General features: G+C 64.3%; 16 protein-coding genes. 1 reads left to right on the top strand and 15 read right to left on the bottom strand.

Translation table 11 applies throughout. The features are described 5' to 3' along the window. Positions 1 to 54: 54 nt before the first annotated feature. From groL to ADBZ9O_RS24790, 6 genes are all read right to left on the bottom strand, one after another. Positions 55 to 1,704: a chaperonin GroEL gene (gene groL / locus ADBZ9O_RS24815; RefSeq protein WP_526525668.1), complete on the bottom strand. Its 1,650-nt coding sequence runs from the start codon at positions 1,702 to 1,704 to the stop codon at positions 55 to 57. 26 nt (positions 1,705 to 1,730) lie between these two features. Then, positions 1,731 to 1,949 (bottom strand): hypothetical protein, encoded by a 219-nt coding sequence (locus ADBZ9O_RS24810; protein WP_526525667.1) that lies wholly within the window; start codon positions 1,947 to 1,949, stop codon positions 1,731 to 1,733. Continuing rightward, positions 1,946 to 2,287, bottom strand: a complete 342-nt coding sequence (mimD, locus tag ADBZ9O_RS24805; protein WP_526525666.1) for a propane 2-monooxygenase effector subunit MimD — start codon at positions 2,285 to 2,287, stop codon at positions 1,946 to 1,948. Before mimD ends, ADBZ9O_RS24810 begins: the two co-directional genes overlap by 4 nt. After that, positions 2,284 to 3,390: a ferritin family protein gene (locus ADBZ9O_RS24800; protein ID WP_526525665.1), complete on the bottom strand. Its 1,107-nt coding sequence runs from the start codon at positions 3,388 to 3,390 to the stop codon at positions 2,284 to 2,286. The genes mimD and ADBZ9O_RS24800 overlap by 4 nt, the downstream gene beginning before the upstream one ends. 18 nt (positions 3,391 to 3,408) lie before the next feature. Beyond that, a complete protein-coding gene (locus ADBZ9O_RS24795) occupies positions 3,409 to 4,452 on the bottom strand; it encodes a 2Fe-2S iron-sulfur cluster-binding protein (RefSeq protein ID WP_526525664.1) in 1,044 nt (347 codons plus the stop codon). A 74-nt stretch (positions 4,453 to 4,526) separates the two neighbouring features. Further along, complete coding sequence (locus ADBZ9O_RS24790; RefSeq protein ID WP_526525663.1) at positions 4,527 to 6,152, bottom strand: aromatic/alkene/methane monooxygenase hydroxylase/oxygenase subunit alpha; 1,626 nt, start codon at positions 6,150 to 6,152, stop codon at positions 4,527 to 4,529. A 237-nt stretch (positions 6,153 to 6,389) separates the two neighbouring features. Here ADBZ9O_RS24790 and ADBZ9O_RS24785 point away from each other — a divergent pair, with 237 nt between their 5' ends. Next, complete coding sequence (locus ADBZ9O_RS24785) at positions 6,390 to 8,141, top strand: sigma-54-dependent Fis family transcriptional regulator (protein WP_526525661.1); 1,752 nt, start codon at positions 6,390 to 6,392, stop codon at positions 8,139 to 8,141. 5 nt (positions 8,142 to 8,146) lie between these two features. Here ADBZ9O_RS24785 and ADBZ9O_RS24780 read toward each other — a convergent pair whose 3' ends face one another. From ADBZ9O_RS24780 to ADBZ9O_RS24740, 9 genes are read right to left on the bottom strand one after another with little or no spacing between them, the layout of a single operon-like run. After that, positions 8,147 to 8,914, bottom strand: coding sequence for an enoyl-CoA hydratase (locus ADBZ9O_RS24780; RefSeq protein WP_526525659.1), 768 nt, complete (start codon positions 8,912 to 8,914; stop codon positions 8,147 to 8,149). 9 nt (positions 8,915 to 8,923) lie between these two features. Continuing rightward, positions 8,924 to 10,528, bottom strand: coding sequence for an NADH-quinone oxidoreductase subunit NuoN (gene nuoN / locus ADBZ9O_RS24775; protein ID WP_526525658.1), 1,605 nt, complete (start codon positions 10,526 to 10,528; stop codon positions 8,924 to 8,926). Then, on the bottom strand, positions 10,525 to 12,090 hold the full coding sequence (locus ADBZ9O_RS24770; RefSeq protein WP_526525656.1) for an NADH-quinone oxidoreductase subunit M: 1,566 nt from the start codon (positions 12,088 to 12,090) through the stop codon (positions 10,525 to 10,527). The genes nuoN and ADBZ9O_RS24770 overlap by 4 nt, the downstream gene beginning before the upstream one ends. Beyond that, on the bottom strand, positions 12,087 to 13,967 hold the full coding sequence (nuoL, locus tag ADBZ9O_RS24765; protein WP_526525655.1) for an NADH-quinone oxidoreductase subunit L: 1,881 nt from the start codon (positions 13,965 to 13,967) through the stop codon (positions 12,087 to 12,089). Before nuoL ends, ADBZ9O_RS24770 begins: the two co-directional genes overlap by 4 nt. An 8-nt stretch (positions 13,968 to 13,975) precedes the next feature. Beyond that, positions 13,976 to 14,275: an NADH-quinone oxidoreductase subunit NuoK gene (gene nuoK, locus ADBZ9O_RS24760; RefSeq protein WP_526525653.1), complete on the bottom strand. Its 300-nt coding sequence runs from the start codon at positions 14,273 to 14,275 to the stop codon at positions 13,976 to 13,978. Continuing rightward, the gene (locus tag ADBZ9O_RS24755) at positions 14,272 to 15,000 is read right to left on the bottom strand and encodes an NADH-quinone oxidoreductase subunit J (RefSeq protein ID WP_526525652.1); all 729 of its coding nucleotides are present in this window, start codon (positions 14,998 to 15,000) and stop codon (positions 14,272 to 14,274) included. Before ADBZ9O_RS24755 ends, nuoK begins: the two co-directional genes overlap by 4 nt. Further along, positions 14,997 to 15,551 carry an NADH-quinone oxidoreductase subunit NuoI gene (gene nuoI / locus ADBZ9O_RS24750; protein WP_526525651.1) on the bottom strand — a complete coding sequence of 185 codons (555 nt, stop codon included), beginning with the start codon at positions 15,549 to 15,551 and terminating at the stop codon, positions 14,997 to 14,999. Before nuoI ends, ADBZ9O_RS24755 begins: the two co-directional genes overlap by 4 nt. Beyond that, on the bottom strand, positions 15,544 to 16,773 hold the full coding sequence (gene nuoH, locus ADBZ9O_RS24745; protein ID WP_526533468.1) for an NADH-quinone oxidoreductase subunit NuoH: 1,230 nt from the start codon (positions 16,771 to 16,773) through the stop codon (positions 15,544 to 15,546). The genes nuoI and nuoH overlap by 8 nt, the downstream gene beginning before the upstream one ends. A gap of 11 nt (positions 16,774 to 16,784) precedes the next feature. Continuing rightward, positions 16,785 to 19,151: an NADH-quinone oxidoreductase subunit G gene (locus tag ADBZ9O_RS24740; RefSeq protein WP_526533466.1), complete on the bottom strand. Its 2,367-nt coding sequence runs from the start codon at positions 19,149 to 19,151 to the stop codon at positions 16,785 to 16,787. Positions 19,152 to 19,228: the final 77 nt, after the last annotated feature.

Here is a 19,228-nt window from a genome sequence, read left to right as displayed (position 1 = left end):
CCGCTACTGAACTGCTTACAGTAACCGCCGGGACGAAAGGGGCAACCGGATGGGTCAGTAGATGTTGGACGGCCTGATCATGCCTTCTGCGAGATCGCCGAACCCTGGGGCCATGATGGCACCGGGCTGGCCGATGATCTCCTCCACGATGGCGGTCTCGGTGGTGATCAGCAGCGCGGCAATCGATGCCGCGCTCTCCAGGGCAGCACGGGTCACCTTGAACGGGTCGATGATGCCCTCGTCGAACATATCGCCGTACTCACCGGTCAACGCGTTGAACCCGTGCCCGAGAGGAAGGTCCACCACGATGTCCACCACATCGTCACCCTCGAATCCGGCGTTGATGGCGATCCACCGCAGCGGTTCGGCAAGGGCGCGGCGCACCACGTCACGACCGACCGCCTCGTCGCCGACGAGCTCAAGCATGCTCAGCGCGCGGTGGGCCTGCGCCAGGGCGGTGCCGCCGCCTGCGACGATGCCTGCTTCCAGTGCCGCACGGGTTGCGGCGAGCGCATCCTCGACCCGGAGCATGCGTTCCTTGAGTTCGACGCTGGTCGCGCCACCGACGCGGATGACCGCGACGCGGCCGGTGAGGCGGGCGATCCGGACGTCGAGCATGTCCTGATCGGCATCGAGCTTGGCGCGCTCCCGCTGGGCCTCGAGCTGGCTGACCCGGGCATCGACCCGGTCCTGCTGCCCGTGCGGGCCGACGATGGTGGTGAAGTTCTCGGTGGCGGTGAGGCGGTCACACGATCCGAGGTGTTCGCGGGTGATCTCACCGAGTTCGATACCGGTGTCCTTGGCGATCACATGCCCGCCGAGGGCCACCGCGAGGTCCTCCAGTTCGGCCACCCGTCGATGTCCGAAACCGGGTGCGCGCACCACCACCGACTGCATGGTCTTGTGCATATTTCCCCCGACCAGCAGCTGAAGCGCAGGCCCATCGACGTCCTCGGCGATCACCACCAGCGGACGGTCGGCCCGCTTGGCCACCTCGATGGTTGGCATGATCTCCTGGACCTGGCTGATCTTCTTGTTGGTCAACAGAATCAGCGGATTGTCGAGCACGGCCTCCATGCGGTCGTGATCGGTGACCATGTAGCCCGATGTGTAGCCGTGGTCGAACTCGATACCGTCGACCACCGCGACCGACAGACCCAGCGCATCGCTTTCTTCGGTGGTGACCACACCGGTCAGGCCGACATGCTCGACGGCACGGGAGATGGCGTCGCCGATGGCGTCGTCGTCACTGGCTGCCAGTGCGGCGATCCGGTACAGATCGCCACTTTCGTTGACCTGGACACTGTTCTCGCGCAACGCTTCCACGACGACGGGGACCGCGCGCTCGATACCGCGACGCACCCGCATCGGATTGGCGCCCGCGTCGACGGCCCGTAACCCTTCCCGCACCATCGCCTGGGCCAGCACCGTGGCGGTGGTGGTGCCGTCGCCGACAACGCCGTTGGTTTTCATCGCGACTTCCTTGACCAGCTGAGCGCCCATGTTGGCGAAGGGATCTCGCAGCTGGATCTCTCTGGCGATCGTCACCCCGTCGTTGGTGATGGTGGGTGGGCCGGTCAGCTTCTCCAGGATGGCGTTGCGTCCCTTCGGGCCAAGTGTCACCTTGACCGCGTCGGCGAGCGCGTTGACACCCTGTTCGAGTCGGGCGCGAGCATCGGAGTTGAACCGTAATTCCTTGGCCATGGCCTAGATTCCCTTCGTTGGGGCGGTTAGTGGGAGGGCTGGAAAGTGTTGACCAGCACGCGGCTGTTCGGGCAGTTGCTCAGGCCGATGGCGAACCGCCGCCGCAGCAGGGCCACCTTCGCCGTACCCTCGGGCAGATCGCGCAGCATCAGGCGCCTGATCCGGTCGCCGTCCATCGGCGACTCACGCAGCAGCGCTTCGATCGCCTCGTCGACCGCCGCGGCGTGCGCTTCGGCGGGGGTCACTGGACGGTGAGGTCGAAGCCGATGTATTCGGCGGCGTCCTCGGGGCTGGCGAACAGGATCGTCTTGTCGTCGAGGTGGACCATCCGCCCGTAGTGCGTCGAGCTGATCTCCTCGAAGATCGACCCGTCGAAGTCCTGGCCGAGGGCGTCGGACAGTTCGTCGTAGTCGAAGTCCAGCAGCTTCACCCCGTCGACGCGGATCATCGACGGATACTCGGTGAGTTCCACTCCGTCCTTGGCGCCCATGACCTCGGCCACGACCCGGCCGATGGGGGTGTTCATCAAGGTGACGCCGCACTTATTGGAGAACTCGGTGGCTGAGCCGAATTGCATGGTCATTTGTCCAACTCCTGGGGGATGTCGAGTTCGAGGGATTCGAGTAGGGAACGGAACTTCGCCTTGGCGGCGTCGAGGCTCGACGCGAACGTGACCGGCTTGTCGGCCGGCGTCGACCAGATCGGTTGCAGTGCATGGGCAGCGGCCAGGCAGCGGGGCACCCAGATGCCCAGCCACTCGCCGAAGATGGCCTTGTTGGCTTCGCCGTGCTCGGGGTCGCGGGTCAGCAGCCGGAACAGGTTGCGGGTGTAGTTCAGGTCGCGGTCGTAGTCGTACTCTCCGGTGCCGACAATGGTCGGGGTGATGTAGTCGCCGTTGCGCGCGGCGATCTGCACGACGAGCTCACTGCGGAACAACGAACCGACGAGTTGTTCGAAGACGATATTGGTGGCGAACAGCAACTGGCACCAATCCCCAACGGCGGTAAGCTGTTCGACCACTTCGCGGGTGGGTTGCCATTCTGGGGCCTCCTGCCAGACCGCCCGGTGTGCGCTACCGTCAAAAGCTTCGTTGGCCTCCGATAGGTCCAGGTTGAACAGCGCGAGGTCCTGGGCGAAGCGCATCTTGTGTGCGGCATTGACCGCCACCGCGGTGTTGATCATGTTGGTCGGACCTGACCGTTGAATCGAGGTGAACACATGCAGTGCCAATCCGTTTTCGGCATGCATCCAGGCGCCCACATTGCGTTCGAGGAACGTCAACCACGACGAGTTCCAACTGTCGTACGCCCGAGCCCGTTTGGCGTTCTTCAGGCACAGCTCGACCTGGCGGACCACCGCGGAATTGTTGCGGAAGATCGTCTGGTTCCACTCTTCGTTCGGGTCCAGGAAGGCATGCCAGTTCGACGATTTCGCTTCTGTCCACTCCTGCGGATAGCCCCCGGGTCCGTCGCCGAAGCCATAGAGCCAGCCCTGCGACAGATGCCGCTGCGGGTCGGGCTGGACGTCGACCGTGACATCTTCGTACATCGTGGCGCGGAGTTTGGCCGGTTTGAAGTAGGAATAGCTGCGGCTCTTGGAACTCGGGAAGTCGAGGGCACCGGCCTCGGAGTCGGTGAATTCGATCTTCGGGAAACTGCGTTCCTTGGGCTTCTCGGGGGCGGACATGTGGCTGGCTCCTTACGGTTAGGTGAAAAGGGGGCTGGTGAAGCTGTCGTAGAAAACCTGATCCTTGGGCACGGAACTGTTGTCGAGGAACACCAGTGCGGCATCCACCATCGGCGGCGGCCCGCACAGGTACACCTCGGTCTTGGCGATGTTCGCAACGCGCCTGGCCACCACATCGGTGACCATGCCCACCTCGACGGTGACCGAGTCAGGCACCGACCCGTCGGCGGATTCGGATAGACACGCGATGAACTCAAAGTCCCGCAAACCCTTTCCCAGTAACAGGATTTCGTCGAGATAGAACAGATCGGCAGGTGTGCGGGCACCGTAATAGAACCGCACCGGCCTGGTGTTCTCGCTCTGATTCATATGGCGCAGCAGCGACAGGATCGGGGCCATCCCCGCGCCGCCGCCGATGCAGACCACCGGCAGGACGTGGCCCTCCTTGAGGGTGAAGGACCCGTAGGGGCCGGTCAGCGACAGCTCGTCACCGGCGCTGAGTTGACCGTCCAATAGAGCCGAGAACTTGCCGCCGGGATACTTCTTGATCAGGAACTCGACCTCGTCGCCTGCGGACTGAGTGGTCGCCATCGAGAAGGACCGGTGCTCATCGGTGCCCGGGATGTGCAGGTCGGCGTACTGGCCCGGCTTGAACTCGAAGGTGGCCGGCTCGACGGGGGCCAACCGCAGCGAGACGATATCGCGGGTCATGGGTTCGACTGCGACGATTCGGGTTCGGACGTTTTGGATCGGGATTCCGCCGAGCAGCTCGTCCTCGTCGAAGTTCAGCAGCTCGATGGTGCAGTCGCTGAACGCATGTGACCGGCACAGCAGTACGTAGCCGTCCTCTACCTCGGAGTCATTGCACGCGAACGTCGAATAGTTCTCCATCTGGATCTCGCCGTCCAACACATACGACTTGCACGCCGAGCAGCGACCCTCGCGGCACCCGTGCATCAGGTGAATGCCCTGCCGGAAGGCGGCATCGAGGATGTTCTCGTCCTCGCGAACCTCCATCTCGAGGTTGACCGGGTCGAAGTTGATCTTGTGGGAATCCGCCATGAATGCTCCTTCAGGGGCGCTTTGTGGAGTGTGAACCGCGACGGGCGTGGCTCACACTCCACAAAGCGCGTGGGTTAAACCGTCGCGCCGGCCCGGTACGCCGCGACGTGCGCATTGCGCTCGTCGTCGGTCATCTGGTTCAACAGCACGTTCGGACTGTTGAAAGTGTTGCCCCGGACGTCGTCCAAGGTCCACATCTTCGACGGATCCAGATTCAGATGCGGTTGGCCCACCAGCGTCTTACCGTCATCGCGGACGTATCCGAGATCGCTGACGATGTCGGCCAGATCCTTACCGTGATGCAGTGTTTCCCATTCGCGAAATCCGGTGAGCTTGCCCATGTTCGGCGTGGGCCTGCCCTCGTATTCGTCCCGGAAGGCGACCGCGTCGGTCCAATAGCAGGTCTCCGAACAGTACGTTTTCCACTGGCCGTCGACCTTCTCCACGACCATGTCCTCGCGGATCAGCGCGGGCACCATGCACGTCCAGCAGCGGTGCGGGTACTCGTAGCCGACCTCTTCGAAGGCGATGGGCTTGTTGCGGCCCGGGTAGGCCAGCCGGTTGTAGGCTTCCCACCACTTGCCGTACTTCGAGTACCACCCCGGGTACTTGTGTTCGAACCACTCGAAGTCGGTGTCGGTCATGGTATCGATGCGCCAGTAGTTGACCGGCCAGCCGGTGGCGAAGAACCGGGCTACCTCGTGCACGTAGCCCTTCTCGGTGATGCGCTTCCACGCCTCCTCCACCAGGTCGTGCGGGATGGTCAGGCCGTACTTCTCCAGCGGCAGAAGGTAACTGCGGTAGTAGTCGTCATAGATCCACCGCCGCCACATCTCGGCGTAACTCTCGCGGTCCTTGCGGCGGTCCTTGGTGCCGTATTCGATGAATGTGCCGATGGCGGCGTCGACCACACAGTGGTTGTTCCACCAGGCGTAGCGCAGATCCCGCTCCAGCAACGGCCGGTTGCGTTCGTCGGCCAACGCCATCAGCAGAATCGAGTAGCCATTGGAGATGTGGCGCGACTCATCGGACTGCACCGAGTGGAACACCGTCGGCAGCAGATAATCACCGTTGGCCGCCGCCTCATCCGGCATCGCCACGAAAAGCGTATTGGTGAAGGCAGTTTCAGCGACCACGGTGAGGTAGATATTCGCGGCGGTGATGGCGTCACCGGTGATGAAGCCTTCACCGAACTGCCTACCGATGGTGCCCGCGTAGTTGTTCGCGAACGCCTTCTCGGTCATATCGAAGCCGGCGGGGTCGATGTAGTTGTTCATGTACAGCTTCTTCAGATTCATCTGAATCGTCGAGTGCCGCACTTCGTCGATCATCTGCACCGCGAGGCCGTTGTGAATTTCCGGGTTGGGTACGGCGTCGATGGCCATCGGCATTGCCCTGGCCGCCGAGATCTCGGGGAACGGGATGATCGACAGGAACAGCTTCTGCCACTCCAGCCAACGCTGTTGGACCTGCCGGAACATATTGCCGCGGATGGCGCCGTCCATGGCGCCGTAGACGCGGTTGTCCTTCTCCTCCTCCATCGGGAAGTAGGACCGCATGATCTGTTTGAGCGGATCCTTCTTCGGTGCCTTCTCGAACGTGTAGTCGGTACCGAACCGGGTGGCCGGCGTGGCGAATGTCGGCTCCCACGTCAGTTCACTGATCTTTGCGTGCGCCTTGGTCAGGCTTTGTCTGCTCAACGTGAGCCTCCTGAAATCGTTGGGCCGCTCATCCGCCGGGCTGGGGGACGAGCTTTGAGGGACGGTGCGCCACCGATACAACCGTGTGGTGTGAGCCACAGGCGTCTCAGTCTGAGACGAGCATCACATTCGGCTCGGGCACGAGATATCGTCGCTGGGGATTCTCAAATTGAGACGCCGCGATCTCCGCGGGTGCCTAGTCTGCGGGTAGCCCTTTAGGACCGAGGTACAGCCGCCATGGTCAAAGAAGCCGACACGGTAGTCGACACCCGACGCGCACGAGAGCAGTTCCTGCACGCAGGCGCACTCAACGCCGGCGTCGTCGCGCCCGGGGTGCTCAATTCGTGGCGCCGGTCCCGTGACCTGCAGGTACACGCTGACCGGGTGGAGCTGCCGTTCCTGCGTGAGCCCGATACCGACACCCCGCTGATGCATGCGGCCGCACCGGTGCTCCGGCGGATCGCCGAGGATCTGTCGGCACAGGCGGTCAGCGTCGTCCTGACCTCAGCTGATGGCCTGGTGCTGGACCGGATCGCGCCCGATTCGAAGATCGAGCGGATGCTCGACGACGTTCACTTGGCCAGGGGGTACAGCTATGCGGAGGAGTTCGCAGGCACCAACGGCATCGGCACCGCCCTGGAAACGGGCCAGCCGGCGTTCATCCAGGGCAGTGAGCACTATGTAGGGACACTGGGGCGGCTCGCGTGTGCCGGGTCGCCGATCCGCGAGCCCGTCACCCGGCGGATTCTCGGTGTGATCGATTTGACCTGCTGGGCCAAACACGCCGATCCGCTGCTGTTCGTCCTCGCCAAAAGCGCTGGCAGCCAGATCGAGGATCGTATCCGTGCGATGAACAACGAGACCGAGACCGCGCTGCTCGACGCGTACCTCATGCAGAGTCGCCGTTACCCGGCCGGTGTGTTGGCCATCGGCGGCGATGTCGTGCTGATGAACCCTTACCTGCGCCAAGCTCTGGACGCCGCCGACCAGACCGCGCTGCTGGACCATGCCGCGGAGATGACGCGCACGTCCTTCACCACGACGGCGGTGGCCACCTTGCCCAGCGGAACCTCGGTGAAGATCTCGACCGCCGAACGCATCGCGGTGCGCGTGCGCAGTGACAGCGTGGTGTTTCATGTGTCGCTGCACATCACCGAGAGCACGCCGGTGCATGGTGGCCAGCCGATCCCGCGGTTGGCCGGCCGTTCCAGCTCCTTTCGCCGGAGCTGCCAACAGGTCGAACGGTGCTACCGCGATCGCGAGTGGGTGGTGATCGAAGGTGAGCATGGTTCGGGGCGGACGCGCCTTGGCCAGTCGGTGGCACAGTTCGTCACCCCTGAGCGCACCGTGCGTGTTCTGCGGGCCGAAGCTTTCTTCTCCACCGACGATTTCGTGGCCGAGTTCGAAACCGAAACGGACTGGAGCGATTTCGCCGTCATCATCGCCAATGTCGACCAGCTCGCCGACGACGCGCTCGAGCCGTTGGCGTCTGTGCTGCAGACACGCGCAGGCCGCGGCTGGATCGCGGCGACGACGAGCACCGAGCGAACCTCACCGCTGGTGGACATGCTCGTCCTGCCCTTCTTCACGCACACCGTGACGGTCCCGGCGCTGCGGCACCGGATCGAAGACCTCGAAGAGCTGGTCCCGATGCTGCTGCACGAGTTGACGCGCGGTGAGGTTCGGATGGACAGTGAGGCCATGCGGCAGCTGAACAAGCTGCCATGGCCTGGCAACATCGCGCAATTGCGGAATGTGCTGGCAGAAACCGTGACTCGGCAACGATCAGGGGTGATCGGTGTGGACAAGCTGCCCGCCGAGTGCCGTTCGGTCACCCGGCGCAAACTGACGCGCCTGGAGGCAATGGAACGCGACGCCATCGTGCGTGGCCTGTCGGAGAACGACGGCAGCAAGGCCGATGCGGCCGAGGCGCTGGGCATGTCGCGCGCCACGATCTACCGCAAGATCAAGGACTTCGGGATCACCTGACCCGGCTAGCTGCCGATCTGGCTCTTGTTGCGGGCGGTCACCGCGGCCCGACGGGCGTCCAGACCGTCGGTGTCGGGCCGGATGGTTTTTGCGATGGCCTCCTCGGCGGCCAGCGCCGCGTTGGTCACCTCGGCTGACCCCCGGACGTACATCTCCTTGAGCCCAGCCATGATTGACGCGGGCACCTCGGCGATATGGGTGGCGATCTCGATGGCCCGGGACAGCAAATGCTCATGGGTGACCACCTCGGTGACCAGCCCGATGCGTTCGGCATGGTCGGCGTCGACGACTTCCCCTGTCATCGACAGGCGGCGTGCCATCGCTGCGCCCACCCGGCCCGGCAGTCGGGCGGTCATCCCGCCGCCGGGCAGAATGCCCACCCTGGCGTGCGTATCGGCGAACACCGCCCGTTGGGATGCGATCAGGAAGTCGCAGGCCAACGCCATCTCCAGGCCACCAGTGAAGGTGGCGCCGTTGATCGCGCCGATAATCGGCGTGGCCATCTCCGCCGGTTTAGTGATGCAGTTGTGCGACTGGAACTTCTCGAAGTAGTCCATGCCGAGGCGCTGCGCCTCCTTGAGGTCGACCCCGGCACAGAAGGCGGGGTCGGCGCCGGTGAGAATGACCGCCCGAACCGTGTGATCGGTGTCGGCCTCGACCAGGGCGGCGTAAAGGGCTTCGATAAGGTCCTGATTCAACGCATTTCGTGCGTGTGGTCGATTCATCGTGAGCACACGCACCGCGCCATGGTCGGCGGTGACGACGGAAGTCATTGTCTGACGTTAGCGCAGGAAGTGTGCGGCGTGGTCAGCCAGATCGAGCAAGGGCTGCGGGAGGGCGCCCAGCGCCAACGTGATCGCCGCCGTGATCGTCACCGTCGCGACGCTCAACGCGCTCGGGACGACCACTTCGGGCGCGTCGGCGGGGGATTCGGTGAAGAACATCAGCACGATCACCCTGACATAGAAGTACGCGGCGATGGAACTGGCGACCACACCGACGATCACCAACGGGATCGCACCACCTTCGCCCGCCGCCTTGAAGACGGCGAATTTGCTGACGAACCCACTGGTGAGGGGTATACCGGCGAAGGCAAGCAGGAATAGCGCGAACACCACGCCCACCAGCGGCGAGCGCCGGCCGAGGCCCGCCCAGTGCGCCATCTCGGTATCTTCCTCACCGTCCTTGTTGCGGACCAGGCTGACCACGGCGAACGCGCCCAAAGTGCTGAAACCATAGGCGAACAGATAGAACAGAGTGCCCGACAGTCCACTGTCGTTCAGGGCAATGACACCGGTGAGGATGAACCCGGCGTGGGCGACGGCGGAATAGGCCAGCATGCGTTTGACATCGGTTTGGGTGATCGCGGTGACGGTCCCGACGATCATGGTCAGAATCGCGATGATCCACATCACCGGACGCCAGTCGGCGCGCAGATCGGGTAGCGCGACGTAGAAGATGCGCAGCATCGCGCCGAAGGCGGCGACCTTGGTGGCAGCGGCCATGAACGCGGTGATCGGGGTCGGCGCGCCCTGATACACGTCGGGAATCCACGAGTGGAACGGCACAGCACCGACTTTGAACAACACGCCGACGGTCAGCAGGCCGGCGCCGATCAACACCAGTGCGCTGCTATCGGATCCCTCAGCAGTGCCGGTGCGGATCGCTTCGCTGATCCCCGTCAGCGAGAACGTGCCGCTGTAGCCATACAGCAGCGCGACGCCGTACAGGAAGAAGGCGGACGAGAATGCGCCGAGGAGAAAGTATTTCAGCGCGGCTTCCTGGGAGAGCAGTCGGCGGCGGCGGGCGAGTCCGCACAATATGTACAGCGGCAGCGACAGCACTTCCAGCGCGATGAACATGGTCAGCAAGTCATTGGCGGCCGGGAAGATCATCATGCCGGCGATGGCGAACATCGTCAGCGGGAACACCTCGGTCTGTACCACCCCAGCTCTGGTGGCCAGCTTCTCGGCGACACTGCCCGCGACGGCCGCAGCCTGCGGGGTGAAGGCGTCCAATCCGGTTGATTCACTGGCAGATTCAGCTGTATCAGGGTCACCGGCCGCTTGGATTCGGCGTTCGGCGATCAGCAGGATCCCGAGCACACCGATCAGCAGGATGGTGCCCTGCAGGAACAGTGCGGGCGGGTCGACGGCGATGGCACCCAGCACCGCGACCTGGCCCAGCGAACCGTGCAGTCCCAGCGCCAGCACCACGACCGCGGCGAAGGCGGCCGCCAGACCGCCAATGCTCAGGACGAGCTGCGCACGGTAGCGGGCCGTACGGGGCAGAAATGCCTCGACGAGCACGCCAGCGACGGCCACTCCGAACACGATCAGCATCGGGGAGAGCTGCACGTATTCGACACTCGGTGCGGGGAGACTCATTTCACCGGTCCTTCCGCCATCCGGGGAGCCGGGTCCTGTTGATTGATGGTGGTCAGCGTGTGCTCGACGGCGGGGTTGATGATGTCCAGTGCGGGTTTGGGGTAGACGCCGAGGATGAGTAGTAGGGCGATCAGGGGTGCGACGACGGCGATTTCTCGTGGGCGCAGGTCACGTACTGTTTCGGTGCCGTCGGTGACGGGGCCGGCCATCATGCGTTGGTAGAGCCAGAGGATGTAGATCGCGGACAGGACAAGAGCGCCGGAGGCGATGACGGCGAAGGCCGGGTAGCGGGTGAATGTGCCGATCAGGACTAGGAATTCGCTGATGAACGGGGCCAGCCCGGGGAGCGACAAGGTGGCAAGTCCGGACACCAGGAAGGTCCCTGCCAGGATGGGGGCGACTTTTTGGACTCCGCCGTAGGCGGCGATGAGGCGGGTGCCGCGTTGGGAGACCAGGAAGCCGGCGATCAGGAACAGCGCGGCAGTGGAGATGCCGTGGTTGACCATGTAGAGGGTGGAGCCGGATTGGCCCTGGCTGGTCATGACGAAGATGCCCAGGATGATGAAGCCGAAGTGGCTGATGGAGGTGTAGGCGATCAGCCGCATCACGTCGGTCTGCCCGATCGCCAGGATGGCCCCGTAGATGATGCCGATGACGGCGAGGGTGATGATGAAGGGGCGGAACAGGGTTGAGGCGTCGGGGAACAGTTGCAGGCAGTAGCGCAGCATGCCGAAGGTGCCGACCTTGTCGACGACGGCCATCATCAGCACCGCGGTCGCGGGCGTAGCTTCGACGGCGGCGTCCGGTAGCCATCGGTGGAACGGCCATAGCGGTGCCTTGACCGCGAAGGCGAACATGAACCCGAGGAACAGGGCGTTCATGATGGCCGGGTTGACCCCCAGTTCGCCGCTGGACACTGCCCCGACGATCGCCCGGAAATCGAATGTTCCGGCGTCGAATACGTCGCTGTTGGCGGTCACCACGTACAAGCCGACGACCGCCGCCAGCATGATCAGGCCGCCGATCAAGTTGTACAACAGGAACTTCACCGCGGCTTTAGATCGACCCGGCCCACCAAATCCGCCGATCAGGAAGTACATCGGGATCAGCATGGCCTCGAAGAATACGTAGAACAACAGCACGTCGAGCGCGACCAGCGAGATCAGCACCATGCCTTCGACGGCAAGAGTGAGCGCGACGTAGCTGTGTTCGGAGCGGCCGGCCAACCCGGTCTGGTCGCGGGCGTCATGCCAGCCGGCCAACAGCAGGACCGGTACCAGCACGGCAGTCAGGACCACCAAGGCCAGCGCGATACCGTCCACCCCGAGGATGTAGCCGGTGCCGAAGGACGGAATCCACGGGTGATCCTCGACGAACTGGTACTGGTCGCCACCGGGGCGGAACTGCACCGCCAACATGATCGCGATCACCAAGACCACCAACGATAAGGCGATCCCCGCGTACTTGGCGAATTGCTTTGCCCCCGAGGGCAGCAGGATGATGACGACGGCACCGAGCATGGGGACGGCCCATAAAACGGTCAACCAGGGGAAGCCGGTCACCACACCCTCACCACCAGAATTCCGGCGACCACCAGGGCGGCGCCACCGAGCATGGACAGGGCATAGGACCGGGCGAAGCCGGTCTGGAGATGACGCAAGCCATCCGAGGACCGGCTCACCAGCGTGGCGAGTCCGGTGGCCACCCCGTCCACACCCTTATCGTCCACCAGCACAAGATCTTTGGTAACCACCTGCCCGGACCGCATGAACGCGGCCTCGTTGAAGGCGTCGCCGTAGAGATCTCGCCGGGCCGCGACGGTCAGCGCGGAGACATCCTCCGGCGCTATCTCCAGGACCGGTCGGGTGGCGTACATGCGGTAGGCGATGGCGACGCCGGTGGCGACAACAGCCAGGGTGACGGTGGTGATTACCCAGATCGGGGTGGTGTGTTCGGCCTCGGGCACGGCGCCGACGACCGGTGCCAGCCAGTGTTCCAGGGTGCCGCCGATGGCCAGGAGCGCGCCGGCGCCGACGGAGCCAATCGCGAGGACGACCATGGGGGCGGTCATCGAGACTGGTGATTCATGGGGATGAGTATCTGGTTTCCAGCGTTTCTGGCCGAAGAACGTCAAGAGCATGACCCGGGTCATGTAGAACGCGGTGATCCCGGCACCGAGCAGTGCCGCGCCACCGAGCAGCCAGCCCTTGATACCGCCTGCCGCGAAGGCGGTCTCGATGATGGCGTCTTTGGAGAAGAACCCGGCGAACGGTGGTACCCCGATGATGGCCAGATAGCCCAGCCCGAACGTGACGAACGTGATCGGCATCAGTGTGCGCAGGCCGCCGTAGCGGCGCATATCGGTCTCCTCGTTCATGGCGTGCATGACCGATCCGGCACCCAGGAACAGCCCGGCTTTGAAGAAACCGTGGGTCAGCAGGTGCATGATCGCCACCGCGTACCCGGCCGGACCCAAGCCGGCGGCCAGGACCATGTAACCGATCTGGGACATGGTGGAGGCGGCCAACGCTTTTTTGATGTCATCTTTCGCGCAGCCGATCACAGCCCCGAACAACAGGGTGACCGCGCCGACAGTCACCACCGCTAGTTGGGCGTGCGGGGCCAGATCAAAGACCGGCCCGGACCGGACGATCAGGTACACCCCGGCGGTGACCATGGTCGCGGCATGGATCAACGCACTGACGGGGGTGGGGCCTTCCATGGCATCACCAAGCCAGGACTGCAACGGCACCTGGGCGGACTTCCCACACGCCGCCAACAGCAGCAGCAGACCGATGGCGTTGAGGGTGGCCGAGCTTTGTGCGGGGGCAGCCCCGAATACCGCGGCGTAGGAGATGGAGCCGATCTGGGCGAACATGACCATCAGGGCAATGGCCAGGCCGATATCGCCGACCCGGTTGACGATGAACGCTTTTTTCGCCGCGGCAGCCGCGGAGGGTTTGGCCGACCAGAACCCGATCAGCAGATAGGACGCCAACCCGACCCCTTCCCACCCGACGTAGAGCCCGAGATAGTTGTCGGCCAGGACCAGCAGCAGCATGGCGGCGACGAAGAGGTTCAGGTAGGCGAAAAACCTTCTGCGGTCGGGGTCCTCTTTCATGTAGCCGATGGAGTACAGGTGGATCAGGGATCCGACCCCGGTGATCAGCAACACGAAACACACGCTCAGCGCGTCGAGTTGGAGCCCGAAATCGACGTGCAGGGCAGCGACCGGTACCCAGGAAAACAGTGTCTCGCCGATGACCCGGTCGTCGGGGACCCGGTGCAGCAGGTCGATGAATTGCACGACGGCCCAGGCGAACGCGGCGATGACGGTCGCGCAGGCCAGCAGGTGGCCCCAGGTGTCGGTTCTGCGCCCACCCAACAACAACACCGCAGCACCGATCAAGGGCAGCAGGATCAGCCAGAGCACAGTCATGATCGCCCCTAGCCTTTGAGGAGGTGGGCGTCGTCGACGTCGGCGGTGCGCCGGCTGCGGTAGATGGTCATGATGATCGCCAACCCGACCACCACTTCACAGGCGGCGACGACCATGGTGAAAAATGCCACCACCTGCCCATCAAGGTGGCCATGCATGCGCGAGAACGTCACGAACGCCAAATTGCAGGCATTGAGCATCAACTCCACACACATGAACATCACAATCGCGTTATGCCGCAACAACACCCCCGCCGCACCAACCGTGAACAACAACGCCGACAAATACAGATAGTTATCCGGATTCACGGGTGCCCATTTCTTTCTGGGGTCCGCTCGACCTCACGCTGGACCAGGATGCTGCTGACGGAGATGTCCGCATCTGAGCCGTCGGGGAGTCGCGCCGGGATGTCGACGGCGTTGTGCCGGGCGTAGACACCGGAACTCGCCCAGGTGGTGGGGTGGCCGCCGCCGGGTCGGAAGCGTTCCTCGGCCTGTTCGCGTTGGGTCTTGCGCCGCTCGATACGTTCGCGGTGTGCCAGCACCATCGCCCCCAGGGCCGCGGTGATCAGCAGCGCACTGGTCAACTCGAACGCCCACAAATACTTCGTGAAGATCAGCACCGCCAACCCCTGAACGTTGCCGCCGGCATTGGCGTCCGCGAGACCGGTGAAGTCTCCCGTCGCAGCGGTTCCGATACCAGCGATCAGCAAGATGCCGAAGCCGACCCCGACGACCAGGGCCGCAATGCGTTGTCCACGAATCGTTTCCACCAGTGATTCTGAGGAGTCGACACCGATCAACATGAGCACGAACAGGAACAACATCATCACCGCGCCGGTGTAGACCACCACCTGCACCACCCCGAGGAACAGCGCATCCTGCGCGACGTATAGGGCGGCCAGGCTGATCATCGTGGTGGCCAGGAACATCGCCGAGTACACCGCCTTGGGGGCGGCGACCACCCCGATGGCGCCTGCCAGTGCGATCACTGCCAGCACCCAGAAGGCGACGGCTTCGGTGGTGGAGGTCACTGCAAGGCCTCCTTGGCCTGCTGTTCCAGCAGACCGCCGGGCCCGATGATGTTGCCGCGGTAATAGTCCTCGTCGGTGCTGCCTGCGGCCATCGCGTGCGGCGGGGGTTGTGCACCGGGCGGCAGTGGGGCGAGCAGTTTGTCCTTGCCGTAGATCAGATCGGAGCGGTTGTCATCGGCCATCTCGTAATCGTTGGTCATGGTCAGCGCGCGGGTGGGGCAGGCCTCGATGCACAGGCCGCAGCCGATACAGCGCAGATAGTTGATCTGATACACCCGGCCGTAACGCTCACCGGGTGAAAAGCGTTCACCCTCGGCATTATCGGCACCCTCGACGTAGATCGCATCGGCCGGACAGGCCCACGCGCACAACTCACAGCCGATGCACTTCTCCAACCCGTCGGCATACCGGTTGAGCTGATGACGACCGTGATAACGGGGCGCCGTCGGCTCTTTGTGATCCGGATACTGTTCGGTCATCGGCTTTTTGAACATCGTGGAGAACGTCACGCCGAAGCCCGCCAGGCCGTCCAAGAATTTCGGTCTAGACACCTGTCTTCTCCTTGCGCATCATCGGCTGCCCGGGCAGCGGGGGGATCGGGAAGGCGTTCGCGTCCGGTGGAGGTGGCGGCGGGATGGCGTCGCGAACCCGGTTGCGCCTGCGCCTGTTCCACAGCAGCCCCAGGCCGATCACGGCCACCAGGAATGCGATGTTGATGACGGCGGTCACCCACGCAGCCGACCCGTAGGAACGCAGTGTGTGGGTGATGGCGACGATCATGATCCAGGCCAGTGACAGGGGGATGAGGATCTTCCAGCCGATCGCCATGAACTGGTCGTAGCGCAGCCGGGGCAGGGTGCCGCGCAGCCAGATGAACAGGAACAGGAAGCCCCAGACCTTGGCGGTGAACCACAGCAGCGGCCACCACCCGGTGTTCGCTCCATCCCACAGGCTGATCGGCCACGGCGCCTGCCAGCCGCCCAGGAATAGTGTCGTCGCCAGCGCCGAAACCGTGGTCATGTTGACGTATTCGGCCAGCATAAACATGGCGAACTTCAGTGACGAGTATTCGGTGTGGAAGCCGCCGACCAGTTCGCCCTCGGCTTCGGGCAGATCGAAAGGCGCCCGGTTGGTTTCACCGACCATTGAGGTGACGTACACCAAAAAGGATGGCAGCAGCAGGAACACATACCAGGTGTGGGTCTGGGCGGCAACGATTCCCGAGGTCGACATGGTGCCCGCATACAAGAAGACCGCGGCGAACGACAGTGCCATCGCGATCTCGTAGGACACCACCTGTGCACTGGAGCGCAATCCACCCAGCAGCGGATACGTCGAGCCCGATGCCCAACCGGCCAACACGATCCCGTACACCCCGACCGAGGTGACCGCCAGCACGTAGAGCACCGCGACGGCCAGGTCCGTCAGTTGCAGCGGGGTGCGGTGGCTGAACACCGATACGGCGGGCCCCATCGGGATGACCGCAAACGCCATGAACGCTGGGATCACCGCGATGATGGGGGCCATCAAATAGATGGGTTTGTCCACCCCGGCGGGGACCAATCCCTCTTTGAGGGCCAGTTTCACGCCATCGGCCAGTGATTGGAGGAGGCCGTTCGGCCCGACTCGGTTGGGCCCGAAACGCATCTGCATGCGGCCCAACACTTTGCGTTCCACCAGAATCGCCACCAGGACGGTCAACAGCAGGAAGACGAAGATGCCCAGTGCCTTGGCCAGGATCAGCCACCACGGGTCGTGGCCGAATAGTGACAGATCCGGATGCGTCATGAGATGCCTCCCCGCTCGATCCGAACGACCGCACCCGCCGTCACCGCGAGCTGTGCGTACACCGCACTGCCCGGTGAATTCATCGGCAACCAGACGACGCGATCGGGCATCTCCGTGATCTCCACCGGAAGGGTGACCGAACCGCGCTCAGTACTGCTGGTGACGAGATCACCAGCTGCCAAACCAATTTCGCCTGCAGTACCAGCCGAGCACCGGGCCACCGGTGGGCGCGCGGTCCCCGCAAGGTGTGGTTCGCCATCTTGGAGTCGGCCCGCATCCAACAGCATTCGCCACGTGGCCAGCACCGCCTCACCCGGCCCCGGTGCGGGCGCGGCGGCGGGGGTGGTCACCGGGGAGGGCGCCGCGGCGCCGCCCCACCAGCCGAGCCGGGCCAGCTCTTCGGCTGCCGCCGCCGGTGAACTCAAGGCGAGGTCCACACCGACTTCGTCGGCCAGGGTCTGTAGTACCCGCACATCGGGGGTGGCATTGCTGGCCAGGGCGGGGGCGAAGGGTCGCAACCGGCCTTCCCAGTTCAGGAACGAACCGGCCTTCTCGGCGACGGGCGCGATGGGGAAGACGACGTCGGCACGTTCGGTCACCGCGCTTTCCCGTAGTTCGAGGCTGACGACGAAGGGCGCGGCCTCGATGGCCGCCAGCGCGGCGGCGGGATCGGGGAGATCGTTGGGGTCGACGCCACCGATGACCAGTGCGCGCAACTCACCACCGGCCGCGGCGGCCAAGATGGCGGTGGTGTCGCGACCGGGTTGGGCGGGCAGTGCGGTGGTATTCCATGCTGCCGCAACCTGTTTGCGTGCCTGGTCGTCGCTGACGGGGCGCCCGCCGGGCAGTAGATTGGGCAGACAACCGGCCACCACCGCGCCGGGCTCGCCGGCACGCCGGGGTATCCAGGCCAGCCGGGCACCTGTGGTCGCCGCCAGCCGAGCCGCCGCCGTCAGTGCTCCAGCATTGCTGGCCAGGCGCTCGCCGACCAGGATGATGGCGCCCGGTTGACCCAGCAGTGCATCGTCGGCCAGGCCGTCCAGCGCTGCGGCCTCCCCACCGGGTGCGGTCATCACCAGGCGCCCATTCATCTTCGTCAGTGCGCGGGTGGCGAACGGGGCGACCGAAAGGACCTGCATACCGGTGCGCCTGGCGGCCTTGCGCAGCCGCAGGAATACGATGGGTGACTCCTCTTCGGGTTCGAATCCGGCCAGCACGACCACCGGTGCGGTTTCGAGATCGGCGTATGTCACCGTCATCGGTCGGCCGGCGATGTGTGCGGCCAGAAATTCGGCTTCCTCTGCGGAGTGACCTCGGGCCCGCATATCGATATCGTTGGTGCCCAACACTATTCGGGCGAACTTGCTGTAGGCGTAGGCGTCTTCGAGCGTGACCCGGCCGCCGACCAGGACACCGGCGCTACCTGCGGCAGCGGCCAGTCCGGCAGCCGCCACCCCGATGGCTTCTGACCATGACGCCGAGCGCAACGTCCCGTCATCGTCACGCACCAGCGGAGTGGTGATCCGATCGCCGATCCTTGTGTAGGTGAAGGCCCAGCGACCCTTATCGCAGTTCCACTCCTCGTTGACCGCTGGGTCGTCCCCGGCGAGGCGGCGCAGCACCGTTCCGCGGCGATGATCGGTGCGCTGGGCACATCCGGATGCGCAGTGCTCGCAGACGCTGGGGCTGGAGACCAGGTCGAAGGGGCGTGCCCGGAACCGGTACGCCGTGCCCGTCAACGCCCCGACGGGGCAGATCTGCACGGTGTTGCCGGAGAAGTACGAGTCGAACGGCTGCCCGGCGGCGATCCCGACCTGTTGCAGCGCACCACGTTCCAGCAGTTCGATGAAAGGGTCGCCGGCGATCTGGTTGGAGAACCGGGTGCAGCGCGCGCACAGCACACAACGCTCGCGGTCCAGCAGCACCTGTGCCGACAGGTTGATCGGTTTGGGGAAGGTGCGCTTGATATCTTCGAATCGCGTCTCGACCCGACCGTTGGACATCGCCTGGTTCTGCAGTGGGCACTCACCGCCCTTATCGCAGACCGGGCAATCCAGCGGGTGGTTGATCAGCAGCAGCTCCATCACCCCGTGCTGCGCCTTATCGGCGGATGCCGAGGTGTGCTGGGTGTGCACGACCATATCCGGGGTGCACGTGATGGTGCAGGACGCCATCGGCTTGCGCTGGCCCTCCACCTCGACCAGGCACTGTCGACAGGCGCCCACCGGTTCGAGCAGCGGATGATCGCAGAACCGCGGAATCTGCACGCCGATCAGTTCGGCGGCCCGAATCACTAACGTGCCCTTGGGAACACTGAGCTGATGATCGTCGATGGTGAGGTTGACCATCTCGACGCCGGCCATGCTCGTGGTCTTGTCTTCCGCGGTGGTCACGCCACCCCACTTTCTTCGCCGAGCAGACGCAAAACGCCCTCGACACG

The sequence above is a fragment of the Mycobacterium sp. genome (genome assembly GCF_965229105.1).
Lineage (GTDB): Bacteria > Actinomycetota > Actinomycetes > Mycobacteriales > Mycobacteriaceae > Mycobacterium.
The sequence above is the reverse complement of the archived record's forward strand: the minus strand, read 5'-3'. Positions and strand labels throughout refer to the sequence as shown.

Bases quoted from the DNA above. Each gene is read 5' to 3' on its own strand.
- ADBZ9O_RS24785 (WP_526525661.1), top strand. From the start codon at position 6,390: ATGGTCAAAGAAGCCGACACGGTAGTCGACACCCGACGCGCACGAGAG.
- mimD (WP_526525666.1), bottom strand. From the start codon at position 2,287: ATGACCATGCAATTCGGCTCAGCCACCGAGTTCTCCAATAAGTGCGGC.
- nuoN (WP_526525658.1), bottom strand. From the start codon at position 10,528: ATGAGTCTCCCCGCACCGAGTGTCGAATACGTGCAGCTCTCCCCGATG.
- ADBZ9O_RS24780 (WP_526525659.1), bottom strand. From the start codon at position 8,914: ATGACTTCCGTCGTCACCGCCGACCATGGCGCGGTGCGTGTGCTCACG.
- nuoL (WP_526525655.1), bottom strand. From the start codon at position 13,967: ATGACTGTGCTCTGGCTGATCCTGCTGCCCTTGATCGGTGCTGCGGTG.
- groL (WP_526525668.1), bottom strand. From the start codon at position 1,704: ATGGCCAAGGAATTACGGTTCAACTCCGATGCTCGCGCCCGACTCGAA.
- ADBZ9O_RS24795 (WP_526525664.1), bottom strand. From the start codon at position 4,452: ATGGCGGATTCCCACAAGATCAACTTCGACCCGGTCAACCTCGAGATG.
- ADBZ9O_RS24740 (WP_526533466.1), bottom strand. From the start codon at position 19,151: ATGGCCGGCGTCGAGATGGTCAACCTCACCATCGACGATCATCAGCTC.
- ADBZ9O_RS24800 (WP_526525665.1), bottom strand. From the start codon at position 3,390: ATGTCCGCCCCCGAGAAGCCCAAGGAACGCAGTTTCCCGAAGATCGAA.